Annotated in this window: 24 protein-coding genes and 2 tRNA genes; 10 read left to right on the plus strand and 16 right to left on the minus strand. The window is 32.7% G+C overall.

What is annotated here, in order from left to right:
* Window positions 1–86: 86 nt before the first annotated feature.
* Window positions 87–716, plus strand: a complete 630-nt coding sequence (locus BUA98_RS19720; RefSeq protein ID WP_026730588.1) for a response regulator transcription factor — start codon at window positions 87–89, stop codon at window positions 714–716.
* Here the strand turns inward: BUA98_RS19720 and dnaG are convergent.
* From dnaG to BUA98_RS19745, 5 genes are all read right to left on the minus strand, one after another.
* Window positions 713–2,776 (minus strand): DNA primase, encoded by a 2,064-nt coding sequence (gene dnaG, locus BUA98_RS19725; RefSeq protein WP_072975563.1) that lies wholly within the window; start codon window positions 2,774–2,776, stop codon window positions 713–715. The two genes, BUA98_RS19720 and dnaG, sit on opposite strands and share 4 nt — an antisense overlap.
* A gap of 128 nt (window positions 2,777–2,904) precedes the next feature.
* Window positions 2,905–3,996, minus strand: coding sequence for a porin family protein (locus tag BUA98_RS19730; RefSeq protein ID WP_072975300.1), 1,092 nt, complete (start codon window positions 3,994–3,996; stop codon window positions 2,905–2,907).
* 44 nt (window positions 3,997–4,040) lie between these two features.
* Complete coding sequence (locus BUA98_RS19735; protein WP_072975301.1) at window positions 4,041–4,769, minus strand: hypothetical protein; 729 nt, start codon at window positions 4,767–4,769, stop codon at window positions 4,041–4,043.
* Window positions 4,756–5,316: an RNA polymerase sigma factor gene (locus BUA98_RS19740; protein WP_072975303.1), complete on the minus strand. Its 561-nt coding sequence runs from the start codon at window positions 5,314–5,316 to the stop codon at window positions 4,756–4,758. Before BUA98_RS19740 ends, BUA98_RS19735 begins: the two co-directional genes overlap by 14 nt.
* Window positions 5,317–5,514: 198 nt before the next feature.
* Window positions 5,515–6,492, minus strand: a complete 978-nt coding sequence (locus tag BUA98_RS19745) for a polyprenyl synthetase family protein (RefSeq protein ID WP_072975305.1) — start codon at window positions 6,490–6,492, stop codon at window positions 5,515–5,517.
* A gap of 158 nt (window positions 6,493–6,650) precedes the next feature.
* Between BUA98_RS19745 and BUA98_RS19750 the strand changes: the two genes are divergently transcribed.
* Window positions 6,651–7,511: a hypothetical protein gene (locus tag BUA98_RS19750; RefSeq protein WP_072975307.1), complete on the plus strand. Its 861-nt coding sequence runs from the start codon at window positions 6,651–6,653 to the stop codon at window positions 7,509–7,511.
* Between the two features lie 87 nt (window positions 7,512–7,598).
* Here the strand turns inward: BUA98_RS19750 and rlmN are convergent, their stop codons facing one another.
* Entirely contained in the window at window positions 7,599–8,642 is a 1,044-nt protein-coding gene (rlmN, locus tag BUA98_RS19755) for a dual-specificity RNA methyltransferase RlmN (RefSeq protein ID WP_072975309.1), read from the minus strand.
* Between the two features lie 314 nt (window positions 8,643–8,956).
* Between rlmN and BUA98_RS19760 the strand changes: the two genes are divergently transcribed.
* From BUA98_RS19760 to BUA98_RS19785, 6 genes are all read left to right on the plus strand, one after another.
* Window positions 8,957–9,526, plus strand: coding sequence for a YceI family protein (locus BUA98_RS19760; protein WP_244279234.1), 570 nt, complete (start codon window positions 8,957–8,959; stop codon window positions 9,524–9,526).
* A 5-nt stretch (window positions 9,527–9,531) separates the two neighbouring features.
* Entirely contained in the window at window positions 9,532–10,923 is a 1,392-nt protein-coding gene (locus tag BUA98_RS19765) for a hypothetical protein (protein WP_072975313.1), read from the plus strand.
* A 31-nt stretch (window positions 10,924–10,954) separates the two neighbouring features.
* On the plus strand, window positions 10,955–11,479 hold the full coding sequence (locus BUA98_RS19770; protein ID WP_244279235.1) for a hypothetical protein: 525 nt from the start codon (window positions 10,955–10,957) through the stop codon (window positions 11,477–11,479).
* Window positions 11,480–11,682: 203 nt separating this feature from the next.
* Window positions 11,683–12,015: a hypothetical protein gene (locus BUA98_RS19775; protein WP_072975316.1), complete on the plus strand. Its 333-nt coding sequence runs from the start codon at window positions 11,683–11,685 to the stop codon at window positions 12,013–12,015.
* Between the two features lie 117 nt (window positions 12,016–12,132).
* Window positions 12,133–12,774, plus strand: coding sequence for an O-methyltransferase (locus BUA98_RS19780; RefSeq protein WP_072975317.1), 642 nt, complete (start codon window positions 12,133–12,135; stop codon window positions 12,772–12,774).
* 83 nt (window positions 12,775–12,857) lie between these two features.
* Entirely contained in the window at window positions 12,858–13,580 is a 723-nt protein-coding gene (locus BUA98_RS19785) for a phytanoyl-CoA dioxygenase family protein (protein ID WP_072975319.1), read from the plus strand.
* 108 nt (window positions 13,581–13,688) lie between these two features.
* On the opposite strand, the gene BUA98_RS19790 is transcribed toward BUA98_RS19785, so the two are convergent.
* From BUA98_RS19790 to BUA98_RS19820, 7 genes are all read right to left on the minus strand, one after another.
* Window positions 13,689–14,252 carry a phosphatase PAP2 family protein gene (locus BUA98_RS19790; protein WP_072975320.1) on the minus strand — a complete coding sequence of 188 codons (564 nt, stop codon included), beginning with the start codon at window positions 14,250–14,252 and terminating at the stop codon, window positions 13,689–13,691.
* 1 nt (window position 14,253) lies between these two features.
* Window positions 14,254–14,613 carry a Sec-independent protein translocase subunit TatA/TatB gene (locus tag BUA98_RS19795; protein ID WP_072975322.1) on the minus strand — a complete coding sequence of 120 codons (360 nt, stop codon included), beginning with the start codon at window positions 14,611–14,613 and terminating at the stop codon, window positions 14,254–14,256.
* A 104-nt stretch (window positions 14,614–14,717) separates the two neighbouring features.
* A complete protein-coding gene (locus BUA98_RS19800; protein ID WP_072975323.1) occupies window positions 14,718–16,961 on the minus strand; it encodes a M1 family metallopeptidase in 2,244 nt (747 codons plus the stop codon).
* Between the two features lie 66 nt (window positions 16,962–17,027).
* Window positions 17,028–17,534, minus strand: a complete 507-nt coding sequence (locus BUA98_RS19805) for a DUF6702 family protein (RefSeq protein WP_072975325.1) — start codon at window positions 17,532–17,534, stop codon at window positions 17,028–17,030.
* Entirely contained in the window at window positions 17,524–18,285 is a 762-nt protein-coding gene (locus BUA98_RS19810) for a BamP family beta-barrel-assembly machinery protein (RefSeq protein ID WP_072975326.1), read from the minus strand. Before BUA98_RS19810 ends, BUA98_RS19805 begins: the two co-directional genes overlap by 11 nt.
* On the minus strand, window positions 18,275–19,000 hold the full coding sequence (locus BUA98_RS19815; protein WP_072975328.1) for a carboxypeptidase-like regulatory domain-containing protein: 726 nt from the start codon (window positions 18,998–19,000) through the stop codon (window positions 18,275–18,277). Before BUA98_RS19815 ends, BUA98_RS19810 begins: the two co-directional genes overlap by 11 nt.
* Window positions 18,987–19,742 carry a carboxypeptidase-like regulatory domain-containing protein gene (locus BUA98_RS19820; RefSeq protein ID WP_072975330.1) on the minus strand — a complete coding sequence of 252 codons (756 nt, stop codon included), beginning with the start codon at window positions 19,740–19,742 and terminating at the stop codon, window positions 18,987–18,989. The genes BUA98_RS19815 and BUA98_RS19820 overlap by 14 nt, the downstream gene beginning before the upstream one ends.
* A gap of 162 nt (window positions 19,743–19,904) precedes the next feature.
* On the opposite strand from BUA98_RS19820, the gene pepE reads away from it, so the two are divergent.
* A complete protein-coding gene (gene pepE / locus BUA98_RS19825; protein ID WP_086065461.1) occupies window positions 19,905–20,612 on the plus strand; it encodes a dipeptidase PepE in 708 nt (235 codons plus the stop codon).
* A gap of 469 nt (window positions 20,613–21,081) precedes the next feature.
* On the opposite strand, the gene BUA98_RS19830 is transcribed toward pepE, so the two are convergent.
* Together BUA98_RS19830 and BUA98_RS19835 are read right to left on the minus strand one after the other, a co-directional pair.
* Window positions 21,082–21,154, minus strand: a tRNA-Gly gene (locus tag BUA98_RS19830).
* 106 nt (window positions 21,155–21,260) lie between these two features.
* A tRNA-Gly gene (locus BUA98_RS19835) sits at window positions 21,261–21,333 on the minus strand.
* Between the two features lie 475 nt (window positions 21,334–21,808).
* Between BUA98_RS19835 and BUA98_RS19840 the strand changes: the two genes are divergently transcribed.
* Entirely contained in the window at window positions 21,809–23,410 is a 1,602-nt protein-coding gene (locus BUA98_RS19840) for a L,D-transpeptidase family protein (protein WP_072975565.1), read from the plus strand.
* On the opposite strand, the gene BUA98_RS19845 is transcribed toward BUA98_RS19840, so the two are convergent.
* On the minus strand, window positions 23,399–24,121 hold the full coding sequence (locus tag BUA98_RS19845) for a murein L,D-transpeptidase catalytic domain family protein (RefSeq protein ID WP_072975333.1): 723 nt from the start codon (window positions 24,119–24,121) through the stop codon (window positions 23,399–23,401). The two genes, BUA98_RS19840 and BUA98_RS19845, sit on opposite strands and share 12 nt — an antisense overlap.
* Between the last annotated feature and the right edge of the window lie 190 nt (window positions 24,122–24,311).

Genomic DNA, 24,311 nt, shown 5'->3' on the forward strand with positions numbered 1-24,311 from the left:
CATTTACCTTCGATTAATTACAGAATTTATTTATTAATTTTACAGCTCCAAAAACATGATAAAACAATTCTAAAAAGGTAAAAATTATGATTAAAGTATGTCTTGCAGACAATCATCCTGTGACTCACTTTGGCGTTAAGTCTTATTTTAAAGACCACGATCAAATTTCAATTGTTGCCAATGTGGGCAATTTTTCAATGGTTAGAGATATTCTTCAAACGAAGGAAATTGACATCCTAATTCTAGATTTAGAGTTAGAAGGTCTTTCTAGTATCTTTGAAGTTAAATCAATCCTGAAAAACTTCCCAAAAACAAAAATTGTAATTTTTAGTGACCTCGCTGAACAAATGTATGCTCCAAATGCAATTAAAGCAGGAGTTTCCGGGTATGTACACAAAACTGAAAAACTTGAAACTTTAGGTCTTTCTATTATCAAAGTACATGAAGGAAAAATTATCATTAACGAGACTGTACGTAAAAACATGGCTCTAATTGCTAAACAAAGCAAAAGCGAACGTTTGTACAGAAAACTGTCAAATCGCGAGATTGAAGTTTTACGTTATTTAAGTGATGGTAAGAAAAACAATGAAATCTCTAAAATCTTAAATCTGAACGAAAAAACGATCAGCACTTACAAATTAAGATTATTGACTAAATTGAATGTTACTAATTTAGTTGACTTAGTTAACAAAGCGAAGACTTTAGAAATTATTTAATGGTATCTCGACATTACTCTTCCGAGTTTTTTCGAGAATGAATTAACTAAACTTGAGTAATCCATTACCATAGACAAAAGCTCTGTATTATCTGAATTATCAGGTTGTATAGAGCTTTTTAATTCTTCAATAATTTTACCCACTAAAAACCAACGCATAGACATAACTGTTTCAGTTACATATTGCGCTATCGTTTCATGTTTTCCCTTTGTGAAAATATTCTGCCCTTCCCAATCATGTAGGCCCAATCTTTCATCTTCCATTAAAATATCTGTAACTTCCTGAGCAAAATCAGGCTGTAAACGCATTAAATATTGTTCCAGACTAAACTTTTCATTTTGGTGATAAAAAGCAATCAAATCGGTAAAAATATCTCGAAATAAATTATTTGAAAGTTCTACCTCATCTTCCTGCAAACTCAAATAAATTCGCTGGAAAACTTTATATTCTCTCTTCTCAGAGACCATGACAATCTCACCTTCTTCATTATTTTTTAAAAGTACATCTTCAAATTCTTCGGTTTTATCTCCATAAAGCAATAAAATTTCAATTACTTTTCGTTCCAGACGATATAATATATCAACCTTTTCAGCTTGTTGCTGTTGCGGGTATCCTGGCTCTTCATAATAACCTTCAGGTGGTCCATTTCTTGGATCCTCCGGATCTCCTCCTGAAAAACCAGTATTTTTGGGATTCTGGTTTCTAACAACTTCAAAAGGTTTTTGTTCCTGCTTTTGCTTTTTATTGGCTTCTGTAAGATCTTTTTGAATCAACTGTGCCAAAGTGCTTACCAAAACCTGCTCCGAGATATCCATTATTCGGGCGCATTCCTGAGTATAAACTTCACGCTGAATACGATCCGGAATTTTCGAAATACTAACAACCATATCACGAATCAAATCGGCTTTTTTTATAGGATCGTTTTTGGCCTCTTTCATTAGGAGAGAAGCTTTAAACTGTATAAAATCTTTACTGTTCTCTTCTAAATAAGCTACTAAATCATCATGCGAATTTTTTCGGGCAAAACTGTCCGGATCTTCTCCATCAGGAAAACCACAAACTCTTACATTCATTCCTTCTTCCAGAATCAAATCGATCCCACGAATAGAAGCACGAAGTCCTGCAGCGTCGCCATCAAAAAGTACGGTAATATTTCTGGTCAAACGATTTATCAATCGGATTTGGTCCGGCGTTAAGGCTGTACCGGAAGAAGCCACAACATTCTCAATTCCAGCCTGATTAAACTGAATAACATCTGTATACCCTTCAACCAAATAACAATTATTTTGTTTTGCGATAGATTGTTTGGCCTGATAAATTCCATAAAGCACTTTACTTTTATGGTAAATATCACTTTCTGGCGAATTTAGGTACTTCGCCGCTTTTTTATCATTCGTTAAAATACGTCCTCCAAATCCCAAAACACGTCCCGACATGCTTTCTATCGGAAACATTACACGTCCTTTAAAACGGTCAAAAGGGCGGTCTTCTCGAGGAATTGTCAAACCAGTACTTTCCAGAAATTCCAATTTATAACCTTTACCTAAAGCTTCTTTAGTTAAAGCATCCCAGATTTCCGGAGAATAACCCAAACTAAACTTTTTAATCGTCTCATTTGTAAATCCTCTTTCTTTAAAATACGATAGTCCAATAGCTTTTCCTTCCTCCGAATTTAAAAGTGTTTTATGAAAATAATCTTTTGCAAATTCCGAAACCAAATACATACTCTCGCGAACATCGGTTATCGCTTTTTCAGCATCCGTTTGTTCTGTTTCTTCAATCTCGATATTGTATTTTTTAGCCAAGTACCGAATAGCTTCCGGATAGGTAAATTGCGAGTGTTCCATTAGGAATTTAACAGAGTTTCCTCCTTTTCCAGTACTAAAATCTTTCCAGATTCCTTTTGCAGGCGACACCATGAACGACGGAGAGCGCTCATCTGAGAAAGGACTCAATCCTTTAAAATTACTTCCAGCACGTTTTAAATTGACAAAATCACCAATAACCTCCTCTACACGAGCAGTTTCAAAAACAGAATCAATTGTACTTTGTGAGATCAAAACGTAAAATAATTTAAAAGTTGAGAGCTTGTAAAAATACATAAATCCATCTTGAAATTTATCGATTTGTCACATAAAAAAAGCGCCTTTTTCAAAGCGCTTTCCTTACTAACTAATTTAATTTTTATTTAATTAAAATCGAAACGTATACCTAATGAAATATTATTCTCCTTTACCGGATTGTCTTGAAATATCGGGTTCAAATCATATTTCAAATATAAACTTGTTTCCTTATAACCTATATAGGCACTTAGCCCGTAAATAAAGTTATTTGTATTAAAGTCTCCTTTCGTTTTTTGTGTCGTTTTATAATCATTGTCTTCATACTTTAAAATCTGTTTCGATTTTACATTAATTCCTGTATATCCTCCAACTCCTAAACGAAACCCTTTATGAGTTCTAAAATAGCTTTTACCTTCATAATTACCATCTTTTGAAAAATCAAATTCTAAATGTACAGGAACCACCAAATAAACATTTCTAAAGCGAGATTCTTTTAAATTTATAGGATTTGTAACCAATTCTGTTACAGCGCCATTAACAACAAAACTGCGATTATCTGTTGGTCTAAGGTTATTATACATTAAAGAAAGTCCGTATTTAGCATGCAATAAATTGTTATCAGCCAGTATTCTCGAATTAAATGTAAAGCCCCATTCATAGAAATGTGAACCTATAAAACTGTAATTTGAATCCTGAAGTTTTCCGTCCACCATCGTGCTATTTAACCCGGCAGCAAACACAAATTGAGATGTCGTTCTTTTAGATTCTCTTTTAACTTTTGCCTCTTTGCCTTCATAAACTTTCATAGAGGGAATGTTAATCTCTGTTTGATTCGCTCTAATAGAATCATTGCTTCCGCCAAGTAAAATAACGGTTCCTCCACGTTCTTTTTTATAATCTATTTTGCCGTCTACCTTTTCCTGAACTAATTCTTGTAATTTATCCTGCTCTATTGCAGTTCTGTTCTCGATGTTACGTGCTCTAATTTCAGCAAAAGATTTCTTTTTCTTTTCAGCTTCTTCCTTAGAAATTGTTCCTTCAATTAATTGACTGTTTACCTCGTCAATTTCTTTTTTTAAAGCTGCTTTTTCCTCAGTAGTGATTTTTTCAATGCTTACAGCTATTGCTTTTGCTTTGTTCTCAAAAGTTTCCTGCCCTATCATTTTATTGACTAATAAGAAGAATAAAATAAATAAATAAATGGTAAAATTTTTCATGATTGTTTTTTTTTGATTGATGATTTGATTGATGATTTTAATAATTAATCTTTAACATTTCTATTGGCAACAGCCACTTTGACTGTTTGATAATTTCTATTGATTTTAGAAATAAGTTTTTCTCTGAAAGAGAGTTCTAATTCTCCATCGACCTGATTAAGCAAATCATTAGCATTTATTTTTACTCTTGATTTTGGCTTAGTCGAATTTTCAGCAATTATTGTTTTTTCGGCCGAATCCAATAATTGATCTACTGTTTCGCTTTTAGAAGTTTCGACAACTGAAGTTTGATTGTTGATTGCTTGTTTTTCCTGATTGTTTTTGATGATGATTGAAGACTCCGCTATTTGATTTGATTCATTTTTAATGATTTTATTTGTGTTTTGATTATGATTTATTTTTTCTGCAATTGATTTTTTTGCTGAAGTTTGGGTTCCATCTTTTTCAGAAACGGCAATTTCCGTTTTAACCGAATCAATTATGTTTAGAGTTGGTTTTACTACTGAATCTCTCTTTTGATCTTCTTTAATTACAATAGTGTTTTTTGGCGTTTCAGCCTTGCTTTCCTTCTGATTAAAAAAGAAAGTTCCAACCAATAAAAACCCAACAAGGCTTGCTGCGATATACAACCATTTGTAATTCTTTTTTGGCTGTTTCTTTTCTTCAGCAACACTCAACATTGCATCCAATCGATCCCAGGCTTTATCGCTTGGTTCAATTTTGCGCTCGTTTAGTTTTTCACGGAAATCCTTTTCAAAATTATTCGGTTCCATTATCTTGTTTTTTTAAAATAGTAATTTGTGTTTGCAGCATCTTTTTGGCGTGCGATAATTGCGATTTCGATGTTCCTTCATTAATCCCTAACATCTTGGCAATTTCATTATGTTTATAACCTTCAATGGCGTATAAATTGAAAACCATTTTATAGCCGTCCGGCAAAGCATCAATTAAAAACTGAATCTGATCTATTGAAAACTGACTATCAATTGCATTGAAACTTTCTTCAACATAAATTTCATCTTCAGTAAATTTTACTTTTTTCTGAACTCTTATATAAGAGATACATTCGTTCACCATAATTCGACGAATCCAGCCTTCAAAGCTTCCTTTATGTTCAAATTTGCTTAAGTTGGTAAACACTTTCATGAAAGCGGTTATCATTACATCTTCGGCCAATTGAATGTCTTTTATATATTGTCGACAAACGCTTAACATTTTTGAAGAAAACCGACTATATATTTGCTGTTGTGCTTGCCGATTATTTTCGACAGCCAACTTTATAAGTTCGGTTTCTTCTTGATGTAAATGAATAATTTTCATTTATAAGCTTTTCGATTTTGGTTTACTAACAGACTTCTATTAGCATAGACGAGTTAGGTTGAGAAATGGTTGCATCAACTGTAGAAAATTTCAATAAAAAAAATCCAAATTCCAAATTGAGATATCAAAACCCTTATTAATAAAGGAATAAATACAATTGTCTAATTGACAAATTTTCTAATTATCTAATTAAAAAAATTATTTCTTTCTCTCAATTACGTAGTTCACCATCAAAGTAAGTGCAGCTTTAAACTCAGAATCAGGGTAATTCTCTAAAAGTAAAAGTGCTTCGTGCTGAAATTGCACCATTTTATTTTCGGCGTAAGCCAAACCGTTATTATCTTTTACAAAAGCAATAACTTCTTTGACACGTTTTTTGTCTTTGTTGTGGTTTTTGATGGAGTTGATCAGCCACTTTTTTTCTTGTGGAGTACAAGTGTTTAAAACATGGATTAAAGGCAAAGTCATTTTTTGCTCTTTAATGTCGATTCCCGTTGGTTTACCTATTGCTTCTTCGCTGTAATCGAACAAGTCATCCTTGATTTGAAAAGCCATTCCGATAAGCTCACCAAATTTTCGCATATTTTCTACCTGAATATCATCTTCAATTACCGATTTTGCACCAAGCGCACAACAAGCCGCAATAAGTGTAGCGGTCTTTTTTCGAATAATTTCGTAATAAACATCTTCAGTAATATCGAGTCTTCTGGCCTTTTCTATCTGAAGTAATTCTCCTTCGCTCATTTCGCGAACGGCAACTGAAATAATTCGAAGTAAATCAAAATCACCATTGTCAATAGAAAGCAATAATCCTTTTGAAAGTAAATAATCCCCAACAAGAACAGCAATTTTATTTTTCCAAAGTGCATTGATCGAGAAAAATCCACGACGGCGATTACTGTCATCTACCACATCATCATGAACTAAAGTAGCGGTATGAATTAATTCAATAACCGAAGCTCCGCGATACGTTCTTTCGTTTACAATACCTTCAGAAACCATTTTTGCTGTCAGAAAAACAAACATCGGACGCATTTGTTTTCCTTTACGATTGACGATATAATACGTGATACGGTTTAGTAATGCAACCTTTGAGGTCATCGATTCATGGAACTTTTTTTCAAAAAGTTCCATCTCGTTAAAAATGGGCTGTTTTATTTGAGAAGTAATATTCATTTCGATTCCAAATATACTATTTTAAATAAAAAAACGTTGTGTATTTTACGTTAGTATATCAACAATTTGTACACTAATGTAAATTCACCACCCAAAACATAATCTGGTTAAAGCCTAATTTGAGTTCATTAATTAAAATCACGTAAAACTAATTTATTATGAAAACAAAATTTTTATTTATTGGATCATTAGTCGCTTTATCTTTTTTTATCAGCTGTAATTCTGATGAAAAAACAAATGACGGATCATCTGCAGCAATTACAAAAGATGAAATAGTTACAAATTCTAAAATTGACGCCTCAATAGATGATGTAACTAATATTGCTGAAGATCAATTTAGCGCACAACAAAATGTAACAAGTAAACCAAGCGGACCGGTAAAAAATTTCCTTCCGAGTTGTGCTACAATAACAACTGTTTTAACTAACAATACCTGGACCAGAACAGTCGATTTTGGTATTGAAGGCTGTACATTGGAAAACGGCAATACCGTAAAAGGAAAAATGGTTATTTCGTTCTCTAATGATTTTTCGGCTTCAACACAGACCATTAGTTATACTTTTGATGGATTTTATCATAATGGCAAAAAACTTCAGGGGAGTAAAAGCATCGTACGAACTGTAAAAACAACCGATTTACTAGCAACAGTACATCCTGTATTTACAGCTGCAATTGATATCACCATTACTTTTGATGACGGAGGTGTTTATGTCAGAAAAGGCTCTATGGTTAAAGAAATGGTAGAAGGTTATGATACCTGGTTCAATTGGGAAGATAATGCTTATTTAGTAACCGGTAGCGGCACAACCACTTTCCCAAATGGAGATACCTTTTCAGCTGAAATCACCACTCCTTTAGAATTTAAAGCAATATGTAAAAAATCATTTGCTGTAAAAGGAATAGTTTCTGTGACTAAAAACGGTGCTTCAGCAGTTATTGACTATGGAGATGGAAGTTGCGATACGCTAGCAAAAATCACAAAAGACGGAGTAACGGAAGAAATTGATTTGAAAAAATAAGAATCCTTTTTGCCCAGAAAAAAAGCATTAAGAACAAGAAGATCTCTCGTTTTTAATGCTTTTTTGTTTATTTAAAATTTCAGGAATTTATCCTTCTTTATTTGCCAATTGTCCACAGGCAGCATCAATATCTTTTCCGCGACTGCGGCGTACTTTTACCACTACTCCAATATTTTCTAAAGCTTTTATGTAGGCCATAATAGATTCTTCTGAAGCTTGTTGAAACTCACCGTCATCAATCAGATTGTATTCAATTAAATTGACTTTACAAGGTACGTATTTACAGAATTTCACCAAAGCATCAATCGAAGCTTTGTCGTCATTAATTCCTTTCCAAACCACATATTCGTATGAGATTTTGCTTTTTGTCTTTCTGTACCAATATTCTAAGGCTTCACGTAAATCTTTTAAAGGAAAATTTACACTGAAAGGCATGATTCGGGCGCGAATTTCGTCGATTGCCGAATGTAATGAAACTGCCAATTTGAATTTTACATCATCATCAGCCATTTTCTTAATCATTTTCGGAATTCCGGAAGTCGAAACCATGATACGTTTTGGAGACATTCCTAAACCTTCTGATGACGTAACCATATCAATAGCTTTAATGACATTATTATAGTTCATTAAAGGCTCTCCCATTCCCATAAAAACAATGTTCGAAAGCGGGTGATTGTGATACAAACGACTTTCTTTATCAATTGCCAAAATCTGATCGTAGATTTCTCCCGGCTCCAGATTACGCATTCTTTTTAATCTTGATGTCGCACAGAAATTACAATCTAAACTACAACCCACCTGACTAGAAACACAGGCTGTTGTTCTGGTATCTGTCGGAATCAAAACTGATTCGACTACCAAACCATCATGTAAACGAACTGCATTTTTTACTGTTCCGTCACTACTGCGCTGCATTGTATCAACCTTGATATGATTGATAACAAAATTATCTTCAAGCATAGAACGTGTTGTTTTGGCAACATTCGTCATATCCTCAAAGCTATGTGCCCCCTTGCTCCACAACCATTCATAGACTTGATTTCCACGAAAAGCTTTGTCATTATTTGCGACAAAAAAATCTCGTAATTGATCTTTTGATAAGGCTCTTATGTCTTTTTTCTCGATTTGCATGGTGCAAATTTAAGGATTTGTTCATTTCTAATGGTATAAACCGCCATACAATCTCAAAAATTGATAAAAAGAGGTATCCTAAAAAAGTAAAAACCACAAACTTTAACACTCAATAATGCAATTAAAACCTATGAAAAAATTACAGAAATCGATGTAGTTATAAATATCATTTTAATAAAATTTTAACAATGATTTTTATCAGTAAATTCTTCGGATATGAGAGATAAATTTGGTTCAAGTTAACAAAGGATGCTATTAGTACTAAGGCAGAATTGGCCCAACAGCCATAAACACTTCAATAAAATATTATCAAAATGAAATCAGGAAAAATAAAATTACTTGCAGTTGTAATTTCCATTTTTGGAATTACATCATTTGTCTCTGCACAAAAGAGTTACACTTTGGATAACAAAACTACATTTTCAGTTATAGGAACTTCCACTTTACATGATTGGGAAATGAAATCCAGCGCAGGAACCGGAACTGCCAATTTTACGATCGTTAATTCAAAACTAACTGAAATTGAATCATTATCCATAACGCTACTGGCAGAAAGCATTAAAAGTGAGAAAAAAAGTATGGACAAAGTTGCTTACGAAACTTTAAAAACAGACAAGCAAAAAAACATTAAATATGTTTTAAAATCTGCCGAAAAAGTAAATGAAACTACTTGGGAACTGACCGGAACCTACACCATTGCCGGAGTTAGTAAAATCTTAAAAACAACTGTTAAAACAGCTATCACTAAAGACGGGGTAAACATGCAGGGATCAAATAAAATCACTTTTAACGATTTTGGAATGAAATCTCCAACTGCTTTGCTTGGAACCATCAAAACTGGTCAGGATCTGACCTTAAAATTTAATTTAAACTTTAATTTATAATCGCCATGAAAAAAATCTATATTCTGTTTATAGCCTTAACAAGTACGTTTGCTGTAAATGCACAAGTCAGTTTTGGACACATTCAAAACCAGATTCCACGAAGTCAAAAAGGAATCAATCAATTTGATGTTAAAAAAGATACTGTCTCTTACAAAGGTTTAAGTGTTGATATGGGAGCTGCATTTGCTCTTCAATTTCAAGCCTTAAACTCATTTAATGATCAAAAAGATTTAGCAACCGCTCCGGGTTACAGATTAAATAATCTCGAAAATAATTTCAATTTACCCAATGCCAATTTCACCATTGGAGCCCAATTATATGATGGTGTGCGTGTAAACTTAGATGTATATCTGGCTTCAAGACATCATAATGAAACCTGGGTAAAAGGTGGCTATTTGCAAATTGACAAACTAGACTTCATTAAAAAAGATTTCTTAGCCGATTTCATGCAATATACTACGATCAAAATTGGTCAGATGGAAAATAATTATGGTGATGCTCATTTTAGGAGATCAGACAATGGAAATGCTTTTATGAATCCATTTGTTGGTAATAATATTATGGACGCATTTATTACCGAAATGGGTGCTGAACTTTACTATAACAGATCTGGGTTTGTCAGCATGATTGGAGTTACAAATTCTAAACTAAATCAAAATGTTGCCGAAATTGTTCCATCTCCGACAACACCTGCAAAACCAGATGCAAACACCACTATTAGTCCTTCTATCCTTGCAAAATTAGGTTGGGACAAACAAATCAATCCCGACTTGAGAATTAGACTTACAGGGTCTTATTATCACACAGCAAATTCTAGTGGAAATTTATATGCTTCAGACAGAGCAGGAAGCCGTTTTTATGGCGTAATGAGTCATGCTGATTATAATGTAATAAATCCTACTACAGGAAATATAATTACAGCTGTCATTAATAACTTTGATCCAACGGCAAATAAAGATACTGGAAGATTTAATCCCGCATACGGAAACTGGGCAACATCTTATATGGTTAATCCATTTATTAAATATAAAGGTCTTGAGTTTTTTGGAACTTTAGAATTTACCTCTGGCGGCGACTTCAAAGGCACTGATGACACCCGTAAAGTAAATCAATATGTTGGAGATTTGGTATATCGTTTTGGAGAAGGAGAACGATTTTATGTGGGTGGGAAATACAATTTAGTTGATGGAAAACTTTCAAATGCAAATGCAGAAGCTATCCAAATAAATAGGTTTGAAGCCGCTGCTGGCTGGTTTATGACAAAAAATGTTTTGGCAAAAATGGAATATGTTGATCAAAATTATAAGAATTTCTCTCAATTTAATGGTGTAACTCCAAATGATCTTTTCGGAGGCAGCTTTAAGGGAATAATGTTCGAAGCGGTTATTTCATTCTGATAAGATGAAAAGTTTGTTTTTAAATTTAATTTTGGGTTTAGTAATTTTCTTTTTCTTAGGAAGTGCTAAACCCACTTTTTTACCAGATGATTCTATCTTAGTAATTAATAAAATCAAAATTGAAATTACAGGAAACTCTACTGTTGGTAAGTATAACTGTTCCAATTTTTTCACTAAAAAAGATACAGTTTACATAAATTCAATCAAAAAAAACATTTTCAATACTGAAATCAAGATGTCGAATTTTGATTGTGGAAATAAAATAATGACAAAGGATCTACAAGGAACAGTAAAAATAAAACAGTTCCCAAATAGTACCGTTTGCATTAAAGATATCAGATCAGTTGGAAAAAATTACAAATGCAACCTAAATTTTTTGATAACCAATAAAACAATCCAATATAAAGATTTTATATTGTATGCTGATGATAATAAAATTCAAGGCTCTCTTAATCTAAAATTTTCTGACATTGAGTTAGAACCTCCAACAAAAATGGCAGGTTTAATTAAAGTTAAAGATGAAATTGTGATCAATTTCAGTTTGTACAAAAACTAAAAAAAAATAGAGTATCTTTCTTCATTAAAGAATATAAAAAACTTTAGAAGCAAACTTTCAAAATCAAAAAAATTGGCACGGGAATTGTCTTGCTCTTGACAGGAAAATAATCTTACAAAGAGCGCCTAATTTTAAAATTTGTACTTTTATTTTTTCAGCTTTATAACCTTTATATTTTATCAACTTTTAAAAAGAATTTAATCATGAAAAAACAAATTTTAAGCCTGGCTGTTGTAGCTTTATTAGCATTCGCTGTTCAATCTTGCGACAAGAAAGAAACTAAACCAGCAGAAGACGAATTAACTCTTGGAAACAAAGTAGATTCTCTTACAACAGATATTGAAGAAGTAAAAGACAGTGCCGTTACTAAAACTGAAAAAGCAGCTGAAGATGTTAAAGATGCTACCCAAAAAGCAGCCGATGATGTTAAAGAAGCCGCTAAAAAAGCTGCTGCAAAAGCAGAAGCTGCTGCAAAAGCTGCAAAAGACGGAACCGTAAAAACAGCTAAAGAAGTAAATGAAGAATTGAAAAAATAGTTTCTCTTTAAATTTGTAAAATTAAAACCATCCTCCTACGGCGGATGGTTTTTTTTATGCAAAAAAGCGAGCCAATTTTTTTTGTATTTTTGCTCTCAAATTTGAAGATACTACAAGATGCATTTTATTTCACAAGACTTAGAAGATTATATCGAACAACATTCTGAAAACGAACCAGAATTATTAGCAAAACTTAATAAAGAAACGTACCAGAAAATTCTTTTACCAAGAATGTTAAGCGGACATTTTCAGGGTCGTGTTTTGAGCATGCTATCTAAATTGATTCGTCCGGTAAATATTCTTGAAATCGGAACTTATACGGGTTATGCGGCTTTGTGTCTTTGTGAAGGAATGCAGGAGAAAGGTCAATTGCATACTATTGATATCAAAGAGGAATTAATTGATTTTCAACGTAAATATTTTGATGCCTCTCCTTGGGGGAAACAAATTTTTCAGCATTTAGGAGAAGCAATTGCTATTATTCCGACTTTGGATGTAAAGTTTGATCTGGTTTTTATTGATGCCGATAAAGAAAACTACCTGAATTATTGGGAAATGATTGTTCCGAAGATGAATAAAGGCGGAATTATTTTATCTGATAATGTTTTGTGGAGTGGAAAAATCCTTGAACCAGTTCATCCGAATGATGTTAGTACGAAAGTACTTTTAGAATATAATTTACTTTTAAAAAATGATCCGCGAGTGGAAACGGTTTTGTTGCCCATTCGTGATGGATTGACTGTTAGTCGCATTCTTTAAAAATAAGGTTCTAAGATACTGAGGCACTAAGGTTCTAAAATTTTTTTTTGAAAATCTGTAATTATATAAAATTTGATTTGAAAATGAATTCTCTAAACGAAATAAACACTGAAGGTTTTACAATTATAAATACTGTTTATACTGAAAGTGAAATCGAAAAATTGATTTCGTTGATTGAGAATAATACAGAAAACAGAGTGGATACAGCTACTTTTAGAAAATCTCAGGATTTATTTGCTATCAGACAATTTCACAAAGAAATACCTGAAACCTTACCTCATATCTTCAATCAAAATTTAAAAAATATTATTGCATCGAATTTTGGAGAAGATTACTTCATAACGAAATCGATCTATTTTGACAAACCGGAAAAATCAAATTGGTTTGTCGCTTATCATCAGGATTTAACAATTTCGGTTGATAAAAAAATTGAAATCGAAAACTTCGAAAATTGGACTATAAAACAAAATCAATTTGCGGTTCAGCCTCCAAAAGAAATTCTGGAAAATAATTTTACTATCAGAATCCATCTTGATAACACAACCAAAGATAACGGCGCTTTAAAAGTGATAAATGATTCACATTCAAAAGGAATTTTCAGAGTTGAAAACCTGGAAATTGAAATCGCAAAAGAAACTATTTGCGAAGTGGAAAAAGGTGGAATTATGATTATGAAACCTTTACTTTTTCACGCTTCGAACAAAACTACTAATAACGAAAGACGAAGAGTTATTCATATTGAATTTAGCAACCAAATTCTTCCAGATGGATTAGAATGGAGCGAGAAAACAATTCTTAAAGTCTAAACTTTCTTTTGAAAATGAGTCCCCTAGCCCGGATGGAAGCGGTATCCTTTTTCTGGCTCCTTTAGCCAGGAAAAGATATAGCGGACAGCCGGAAACAGCTCCTGAAAATTATCCCGGAAAATATTGTGGTTTTAATTTTCGATATACTAAATATATCAAAGATCCGAAAAGTGCTCCGAAGAAATATCCGGTAAGAATATCTACAGGATAATGCAATCCTAAATAAATTCGGCTGTAGGCGAAGATTAATGGCCATAAAAACAAAAATCCCAAATACTTGAATTTACTTCTTAGTACTAAGAATAAAAATGTTGCTACCGCCATGGTATTTGCCGCATGACCAGAGAAAAAACTATAGGAAGTTCTAACCTGCACAATACGAATAAATGACTTTATTTCGGGATTATTACACGGGCGTAAACGCTCGAAAGTGTGTTTGAATAAATTAGTCATCTGATCAGTAAAAGCGATTAATACCGCAATGAAAAGAAGTATATACAAGGTTTGCTTTATACCTACCTTTTTATAAATAAGATAAAACAGGAATAAAAAAAATGGTGTCCAATACAGTTGATTGGTGATAATTAGCCAAAGTTTATCATATGTTTCAGAACCTAATCCATTAAGATACACAAAGAGATTGGTATCTAATTCTTGTATTTTTTCAAGCATATTACATTTGGCGTTTTACAGGTCCGGAGATGGTGTCGATATCTTCTTTTACTTTGTCGATTTCTGTAGCTGTATCACCTAACAGATTACCAGTCAAGTTAGTGGTATCACCTAACAAATTAGTTTTTGCATCGTTAATTTGGGCATTAATATTACCTGTGATATCTGTGAGAGCTCTTGAATCAAGACCGTTAGCCTCTGCTCCTTTTTGAATTTCACTTTTAATATCGTTGGTCGCGTTTTTTAATTGCGCCATAGCTTTTCCCATTGTACGAGCGATTTCAGGCACTTTGTCAGAACCAAAAAGCATAAGTACTATAAACAGTATGAAAACTAATTCTCCTCCTCCTATACCAAACATATCTTATATTTTTATGTGCCACAAAGATATTAAATTTTGTAGCCGACTGTTTTAAAATTTACTTAAAAAAAAAGACTCTTTTCAGAGTCTTTTTAGTTTTGTTCTTAATCAAATTTTGACTTTTCTTCTACTTTTGGCCAAGAGTTGTTGGTTACATCAATGTCAGCTGTCATCAATTTTGGATCTATCTGTATGCTTTTGATTGCTTTTTCAGTTGCGTAAACTTTCTTAGCTGTATCATTGTTTTTTCTCCAGATTTGAGCAGGATACTGGAAGTTTTGTTTTGTACCATCTTCATAAGTAATCTCAACTAAAATTGGCATAATCATTCCGCCTGGCTTGTTAAACTCTACTTCATAGAAATATTTAGGAGATTTTAAACCTGCTTTTTCTTCAGCCGAAAAAGTTTGATTTACATAATCTGCCAATAATTTAACGTCATCTACTTTCAAAGCTTTTTTCTTTGAAGCATTAACTTCTGCATTATCACTTGCAACTAAATAAACGAATGGGCCTTTATCTAATCCAAAACGTCCTTTTCTAACCTTCACATCTTTTAAATCAGCTGTTGGAGTATCAGAAACATAATATTGTTTTACTTCTTTAATTCCGATATCTACAAAATCCGTTGAATAAAACCATCCTCTGAAAAACCAATCTAAATCTACTGCAGAAGCATCTTCCATTGTTCTGAAGAAATCTTCAGGCGTTGGATGTTTGAACTTCCATCTGTTTGAATAAGTTCTGAATGCATAATCAAATAATTCTCTTCCCATAACCACTTCTCTTAAGATATTAAGACCTGTAGCTGGTTTTCCGTAAGCATTATTTCCAAATTGTGCTATTGTTTCAGAGTTAGACATAATTGGCTCTAAAAACTTTTGATCTCCACTCATGTAAGGAACGATATTTTTTGCAGGTCCACGTCTTGATGGGAAATTTGTATCTAATTCCTGTTCTGCCAAATATTCTAAAAATGAATTTAAACCTTCATCCATCCAGGTCCATTGACGTTCATCAGAGTTTACGATCATCGGGAAGAAAGTGTGCCCCACTTCGTGAATTACAACACCAATCATTCCGTTTTTAACTTGTTCGCTAGTAACGCCATTTTCATCAGGACGGCCAAAATTCCAACAAATCATTGGGTATTCCATTCCCTGATCTTCAGCAGAAACTGAAACTGCTTTTGGATAAGGATAATCAAAAGTATGAGAAGAATAACTTTTTAATGTGTGAGCAACTGTCATTGTAGATGTTTCTCCCCAAAGCGGATTTGCTTCTTTAGGATAAACAGACTCTGCCATAACAATTTTACCACCCAATTTTACAGCCATTGCATCGTAAATGAATTTTCTTGAAGAAGCTATACCAAAATCACGTACGTTTTTAGCGCTAAATTTCCATGTTTTTTTCTTTTCAGAGAAACCTTTTTCTGCTGCTTCAGCCTCAGCCTGTGTAACAATTACAACAGGTTTATCGAATGATTTTTGAGCTTGTTCGTAACGTTTTACCTGTTCTGCAGTAAAAACTTCGCTTCTGTTTGTTAGTTCTCCTGTTGCATCAATAACGTGATCTGCAGGAACTGTAATGTTTACATCGAAATTTCCAAAAGGAAGAGCAAACTCTCCACTTCCCCAGAATTGCATATTTTGCCATCCTTCAACATCGTTGTAAACTGCCATTCTTGGGTAGAATTGAGCAATTACATATAATTTATTACCATCTTTTTCGAATAATTCATAACCAGAACGTCCGCCTTCTTTTCTATAATTATTGATGTTATACCACCATTTTATAGCCAAAGCAATTTTTTCACCCGGTTTTAAAGGAGTAGCCAAATTAATACGCATCATCGTTTCGTTGATCGTATATGACATTGGATTTCCTTTTGCATCTTTTACCTGCTCAATGTTGAAACCACGCTCCAAATCTTTTTTCAGATATTTATTAGAAAAACCATCTAATGCTAATACCTGATTGATTTTTTCGCTTTCAGCTAAAGGTGACTGAGTATTGGCTTTAGCTTGATTCTGATCCAACTGAATCCATAAATATTCTAAACTATCCGGAGAATTATTTGAATACGTAATAACCTCAGAACCTGTTAATTTTGAATTTTTATCATCCAATTCGATATCAATCTTATAATCTGCCTGTTGTTGGTAATATGCAGGACCTGGCGCTCCTGAAGCCGTACGAAACATGTTTGGTGTTGCCAGCAAATCATACATTTGACTGAATTTGTTGGTATCGTACTTACCTTGTTGTTTTGGGGCAACTGTGGTATTTTTTTCCTGAGCCATTAATAAGGCCGGAAAAATTAATAATAATGAAAGTTTTTTCATAAAATGTAATAGGTAATTTTATCAGGGTGTGAAAATAACAATTAAAATGATAATTTTACATATTCATTAATACTTTAACACTTCTTTCCTTGAAGATTCCGTAAATAGCACACTCTTTTTAGTGCCAAATGCTGAAATATGTGTAATGTTTTGCTGCTCAGCATTCCAATCTACTAAAATGCTGTTTAAAATCTCAAGTGTCTTAAATTTTTCAACATCCTTAATTCGCGAATAACAAACCAATACATCACCAGCCTCAATTTCTTTTGACAAAAAAGTAATTGGTTTTGACTGACCATTTACTTTTATTATAAAATTTTCCGAAAGATATTTCTTGAATAATTCTAAATCTTCCGGTGTTTCCTTTTCTGTTCCGATGAAGGTTTTTTTATGGTATTTTTTCTCCATTCCGTTATTCAAATCGTCAATAAAAATGCGGGATGTAACCTGAATCATCTTCTTTTCGGCTGCATAATTCACCTGAAAAACACCCATATAAAATTTATGAAAAGCAAATGAGGATAACGATAAAAATAATACCCCAATTAAGGGGTAGAGTACTTTATTTTTCATTTTTGGAAACAGTAATATTCTTAAAATCTTTATTCTTATTAATCATAAAATCGATTAACTGAAACTTATCGTCTGGTTTTAAATATCGCTTTGATTCAGGATCATTGGAGCAGTACATTAAAAACAATTCTATTTCATCATCTTTTAAATTCAATGTTTTGTTAAAAAAATCAGGAGTAAAATTATCTTTTGCATAGGCAGTGAAAGCTATATCGCTTATAACTTCTTCCTGAACGTCATCATTTTTACGCAAAAGCTTCTTAACATCCTTAAATATTCGAACAAAATCAGTTCCGTATTTAATTGTCTGATCAGAGTACATTACGGTATTTTTTGCTGTAGATTGCTGATCATCTTCAAACTGCATATCTACTATCTTCTGAGAACTACCTGCAAGTGTTTTATCTTGTAAATCTTTATGAACCAAAACTTCTTTAAGCTGATTATTTACTAAATCCAAAGGAATTGTAAACAGAATTTGAGCACAATCACTTTCTGTCAAAACAATCTTTTTAGACTGAAATGCCATTCCGGTAAATAGCAAAGTGTCTTTTGGCTTTGCCATAATATCAAACAATCCGCCAGAACCAATAAAAGTTCTAACATTGGCATTTATATTCATTACATATCCACTTTCTATAGCAAGCGATTTATTGGTCACTTGCCCGTGTAATGACTTCCTGGTCGAATTTTGTCCGAATGAGATTTGACAAAACAGGCACAAAACGAGTACTCTTAGGCTATTTTTCATTTTCAAGGATTTTAAGATATTTTCTGGCTAATTCAGTTATTAAAAACATACTCATTGTTTTGTTTTTACTATTCAAAGATACGGCAAATTCAGAATCCTCTACACAATATAATTGAAATCCTTTAATATCTTCCAACGAAATCCTTAATCTTTCTGTATAATAATTGTCATCAAAAAGATATTCCAGTTTTCTGAAAAGCATTTCCTTCTTCTCTACTTTCACTTCTTTTTTCAACATTGAACTGCGTCCTGAAATTCCGTTTAATATCTTATCTATAGAAGTAGATTTGGCAGTGTATAACTTTCTTTCGGCAGGCGTATATGTTTTTTGACCATGCGGCACAATTCCGAGATTTTCAGCCGTAATACCACCGTTGTCATTTACAACAACCTCTTTCAACTCGATTTGTTTTGCGGTCATCTTTATTTGAACTGAAGAAGAAGTCAAATCTTCTACTGTAATTCTACGTTTTAAAGGCTCCAGATTAACAGAAGAAAAGACCAAAACATCCCCTTCTTTCACTACAATAGAAAACATACCATTTTCATCTGTAACTGCAGTAATTTGGGTATTATTATTAATGATATTGACACCTTCAACCGAAGAAGATTCCTCAAATACCTGCCCAAGAATTTCTTTGGCACCCGAAGTTTGTCCAAACGAAATTTGAACAATCATTAAAAATAGAATTACTAAAATATTATTTGTTCTCATTAGCCAATATTTCCTTGTATTTAACTGCCAATTCAGCTAATAAGAATTCTGTCGAAGTTTTATTTTTAGAATTTAAAATGACCGTAAACTTATCATTTTCCACGGCATAATACTCAAATCCCTTCACGTACTCGTTCGGAATTTTCAATCGGTTCACAAAATGATCCAGACTAAACATATTCTCTAAAAGTTTCATGAAAAATTCCTTTTTTTCAACAGCCACTTCTTTCTTCAACATTGCAGAACGTCCAGAAAAAACATTCAATATAGGATCTAAAGAAATGGAACCACCTAATCCGACATGAGCATCTAAGTCTGTAGCAGTCCGTAATTTTCTTTCAGCTTCTGTATATGTTTTTTGATTTGAAGCAACAATTCCTAAATCTCTGGCATTAATATTATCGTAGCGTCTTACAATTACTTCTTGTAATTGATGCATTACCAAACTTAGTTTCACAGTAAAATTAAGATCTGTAAAGTTTGCACTGGTTAATAAAACCCGACTTTCCTTGAACTGAATAGAAGAGAAGACAAGCGTATCACCCGGTTTGGCCATTATCGAAAAAGATCCATCAGCACTAGTTGTCACCATAACCTCAGTTTGCGCATTTACTACATAAACACCTTCTAAATCATTTGTATTCGAAACGATTTTACCATTTACAGTAGCACGATCCTGATCTTGAGACCAGCCAGCCTGACTCAAAACAACAACCAAAACGCATAAAACTTTGTTGATCAAAATGAAAAAATTATAATTACCGTTAAAAATGTAAAAATATCTTAATGTGTTCCAAAATTAGTATTAACGGCTTGGTAAAAATATGTTAATTAAACGCTGTTTTTCTAGCCCCAAAAAGGAGTTTTTAATATCTTTAACCTAAACAATTTGAGTACAAACTTTATGAAAAGCATTATCATTGCCAGCACCTCTACCCTTCACGAAGGCAGTTATTTAGAATATTTATTACATACTTTACAAGTACATTTTAAAAATTGCAAAAGCATCTTATTTATTCCTTTCGCACGTCCCGGCGGAATTTCACATAACGAGTATACTGAAAAAGCAGCACAAGCATTTGCAACGATTAACATTTCAGTAAAAGGAATTCATGAATTTGAAAATCCTGCCGAAGCAATAAAAAATGCAGAAGGAATATTTACTGGCGGAGGAAATACTTTTTTATTGGTCACTCAACTATATAAACACAATATTATGCAGCTTCTTTCTGAAACTGTAAAAAACGGAACACCTTATTTAGGAACCAGTGCAGGAAGTAATATTTGCGGTTTATCAATGCAAACAACTAATGATATGCCCATTGTATATCCACCAAGTTTTCAAACTTTAGGATTAATTCCTTTTAATTTGAATCCACATTATTTAGATCCTGACTTACAATCGAAACATATGGGGGAGACACGCGAAACCAGAATTAAAGAATTTCACGCTTTTAATTCAATTCCAGTCTTAGGCTTGAGAGAAGGAAGCTGGCTTGAAGTAAAAGGCAATAAGATCATTTTGAAAGGAAGTTTAACCGCACGTTTGTTCAAACAAAACCAAAATCCAATAGAATTAGAAACAGAAAGTGATTTGAGCGATTTAAAATAAAAATTCCTAATTTTTAAATTCCAAATGCCAAATATTTACATTCATTTGTTTTAAACTTGGAATTTGCAATTTAAAAGGATCAATACAGATTGTTGTGGAGAAATATTAAAATGCTGATTTTATGTTTTTAAAATCAAATAGAAATGCAGGATCTTTTAGAATCAACGCTAGATGTTTTTGGGAAACATTGAAAATTTCATACATCTTAATTATTTTCTAACACAGAGAACACAAAGATTTTTCGCAGAGTTCACTAATTTTTAAGTTGTATTTACACAATCTAAGTCCGCAAAGCTTTGTGAACTTTGTGTTTTTACTAAATTTAGAATATTTTAAAAAACGCTGTGTTCTCTGTGGTAATTTTTTTTTCTCTCCACAGCTTTTCGTATTGACCCATTTAAAAATATTGGAGTTTACAGAACCATATAAAAGCAAAAATCCCCAAACAAATTGTTTGAGGATTTTGAAGAGCGAAAGACGAGGCTCGAACTCGCGACAACCAGCTTGGAAGGCTGGAGCTCTACCAACTGAGCTACTTTCGCATTAACAGGGTGCAAATATAAATAATTAAATCATTTAAAAAAATAAAAATCAATAATTATTTAACTTTGATAAAAAAACCGAAACACTGAAGTTCCGGTTTTTTAGAGCGAAAGACGAGGCTCGAACTCGCGACAACCAGCTTGGAAGGCTGGAGCTCTACCAACTGAGCTACTTTCGCATTACTGGTGCAAATATAAAAAATAAGTTCAGTTCAAAACAAGCTTTTTTTCAAAAAAAATGAATAAAAAACAACAATTTCCTATAACCTATTTAAAACTAAAAAGTTATACACTAAATTATTTTTCATAAATTATGATTCAAATTAAAGAAATAGCTTCAAAAGAAACTTATAGTGTTCGTCAACCGGTTCTCAGAAAAGAAAAACCTGCAGAAAGTTGTACCTTCGAAGGTGATGATTAAGAACAATACATAATTTTGCCATTTATAAAAGTAAAAAATTAACAAGAATTATTTCATAATTTATTAAGAGCAAGCCTATATTTGCGATGCAAAATCAAACGCAAATCTGAGAAATAGCCATTTTAGAAACACGCCAAAATAAAGATCAGCTTAAATTTTAATACAAGCCCTAGATTAAACCATTTGATATGAAAGATGTTAGCAAACACTATTTGATGTATAAAAAATACAAAATGAGGAATATTTACTTTCTTATCATCTTATCTATTTTTGTTTGTTGCAAAAAAGAGGAACCAAAAGTTATCCCTGTAAAAAAAGCAACGCCACCTCCTGCAATCATACTTACAGATGAAAGAACAGTTTCTATCGATACTACCCTTATTGGAATTTTTAAAAGCAAAACGCTTCAGGAATTTTACAATTCCTCCAATAATAAAACCGTATGGGGAAATCTCAAAAAAAGAACTTATGTTTTGTCGCAAATAAAAAATTGTGAAAAATTAGGTTTGAATCCGGATGATTATAAATCTTCAACGCTTGAAAAATACGAAAAAAGAATCAGCAAACTTAATGATAAGGAACTAGCAACTTATGACATTTTGCTCACTTATAATTTTGAATTGTATCTGAATCATTTACACAAAGGCAAACTAGATCCAAAAAAATTGTATACAGATTGGGATCTCACAGACAAAAACCTGGACGTTAATAGTGTTCTGATAAAAGCATTTAACAAAAACAAATTAGACAGCATTGTTGAAAATATCCAACCAAAATCAGAAACTTACAGAGAGCTTTTAAAAGCACTTGAAATTATTAATACTTATCCGGAGGACGATATCGGAATGATTACAGTTGACTCTTTGACAAAGAAAATATCATTAAATGATACCAATGTTGCTTTAATCAATATCAAAAAAAGACTTTTGTTTTGGGGAGATATGTCTGGGAAAGATAGTATAAGCAGTATCTACAATAAAAAGACGTTTGAATCAATAAAAAGATTTCAGGAGAGACACGGCTTAGCAGCTGATGGTATAATTGGAAAAGGAACAATAAGTGCCCTTAATTATTCGAAAGAAAAAAGAAAGCAACAAATTATTGCTAATTTAGAACGTTGGCGCTGGTATAACAATGATTTTACCGAGAACTATTTCATTATCAATATTCCGAATTACAGTCTGAATGTTGTCGAAAGTCAGGACACGACATTAGTACGTAATATTGTCGTTGGAACAATTAAGAGAAAAACCCCCATTATCACTTCGGTATTAAAAACAGTGGTTTTTAACCCCACGTGGACCGTTCCGCCAACTATTTTAAAAGAAGATGTGGTTCCGGCCATGAAACGCAATCGTAATTACTTAAAAAATAAAAACATTACTATATATGATACTATGGGCCATGAAGTTGATCCGAGTAAGTGGAATGAAAACAAACCTGGTAATTATAAATACGTACAAAGTCCGGGATATAATAATTCGTTAGGATTAATGAAAATACTATTCCCAAATCACCATAGCGTATATCTTCACGATACCAATCATCGTAATATATTTGGAAGAAATAATCGTTCGTTAAGTTCCGGTTGTGTTCGTATTGAAAATCCGTTAGAGCTTGCGGAACATATTTTGAATGATAGTATTTCGACTAATTGGCCGAAAGAAAAGATCGATTCGATTATTGAAACCGAAACCACAATCAACATTAGGATAACAAAAAAGTATGCTTTATATCAATGGTACTGGACGGCCTGGAGCAAAAAAAATCAGCTCATTTTCAGAGCTGATATTTATAATTTAGATTCGGATTTGTATGCTAAGTTAAGAGATTAGCTTTTCTTCCATCGCAAAACCTCTGGAAGGATGGTAGATGTACAAACACGATTTATCTTTAATAATCTGAATTATTTTTCCGGTCAATTCGACTGGTAACGCAGGACAACCCTGGCTTCTGCCTAGTCTTTTATGATTTCTGATAAAAGATTCAGAAACATAATCTGCTCCGTGCACAACAACTCCCCTTTCGCGGGCATTATTGTTATAACCTCTTTCTAAACCATCTAAACGCAATGAAGCCCCGTGTTTTCCCTGATAAATTTCGCCTGTAGCATAAAAACCAAGACTACTTTTAAAAGAGGAATTATTATTTGAAAAAGCCGATGCATATTCTTCACCAGTATTTCTACCGTGAGCAACCAAAGATTGGAACAAAACAGTGTTTGTAGCCAAATCAATTACCCAAAGACGTTTGGTATTTGATGACAAACTGAAATCAATCAATGTCAGGATATCTTTTTGAATAACACCTTTTTCCTTCAACAGATAAAATCCTTTTAAGGCTTCTGAGAAAGTTTTAAGTTCAGGCAACTGATAATTGTTAGGATTCAAAGCGTGATACACACCTTCAATTTTAGCTTCGACTGTAAGTTTTTCAACTCTAGCGATACTTTTAGTTGCTACTTTTTTAGTTTCGGGAGTGCTTTTTGAATCTTTACCAAAAGATAATAACAAAAACACTAGCAGTGGATAAATTTTGTAAATCATTGAATTTCTTTAGGTTAATAACAAATTTGGGTTTAGCAAAAATAGAAAAAATTTAAGGTTGAAAAAACAAAATACTGTAAATCAGGCCCTTTTTGTTTAAAATTTAACAGATCAAAAACAAAAAATTATGATATTGAAGTAAAAATCTTATTTTTGAGCGTTATTTTAACTTTTATTACGTAGCGATATA

The organism is Flavobacterium saccharophilum, from assembly GCF_900142735.1.
Taxonomy (GTDB): Bacteria; Bacteroidota; Bacteroidia; order Flavobacteriales; family Flavobacteriaceae; genus Flavobacterium; species Flavobacterium saccharophilum.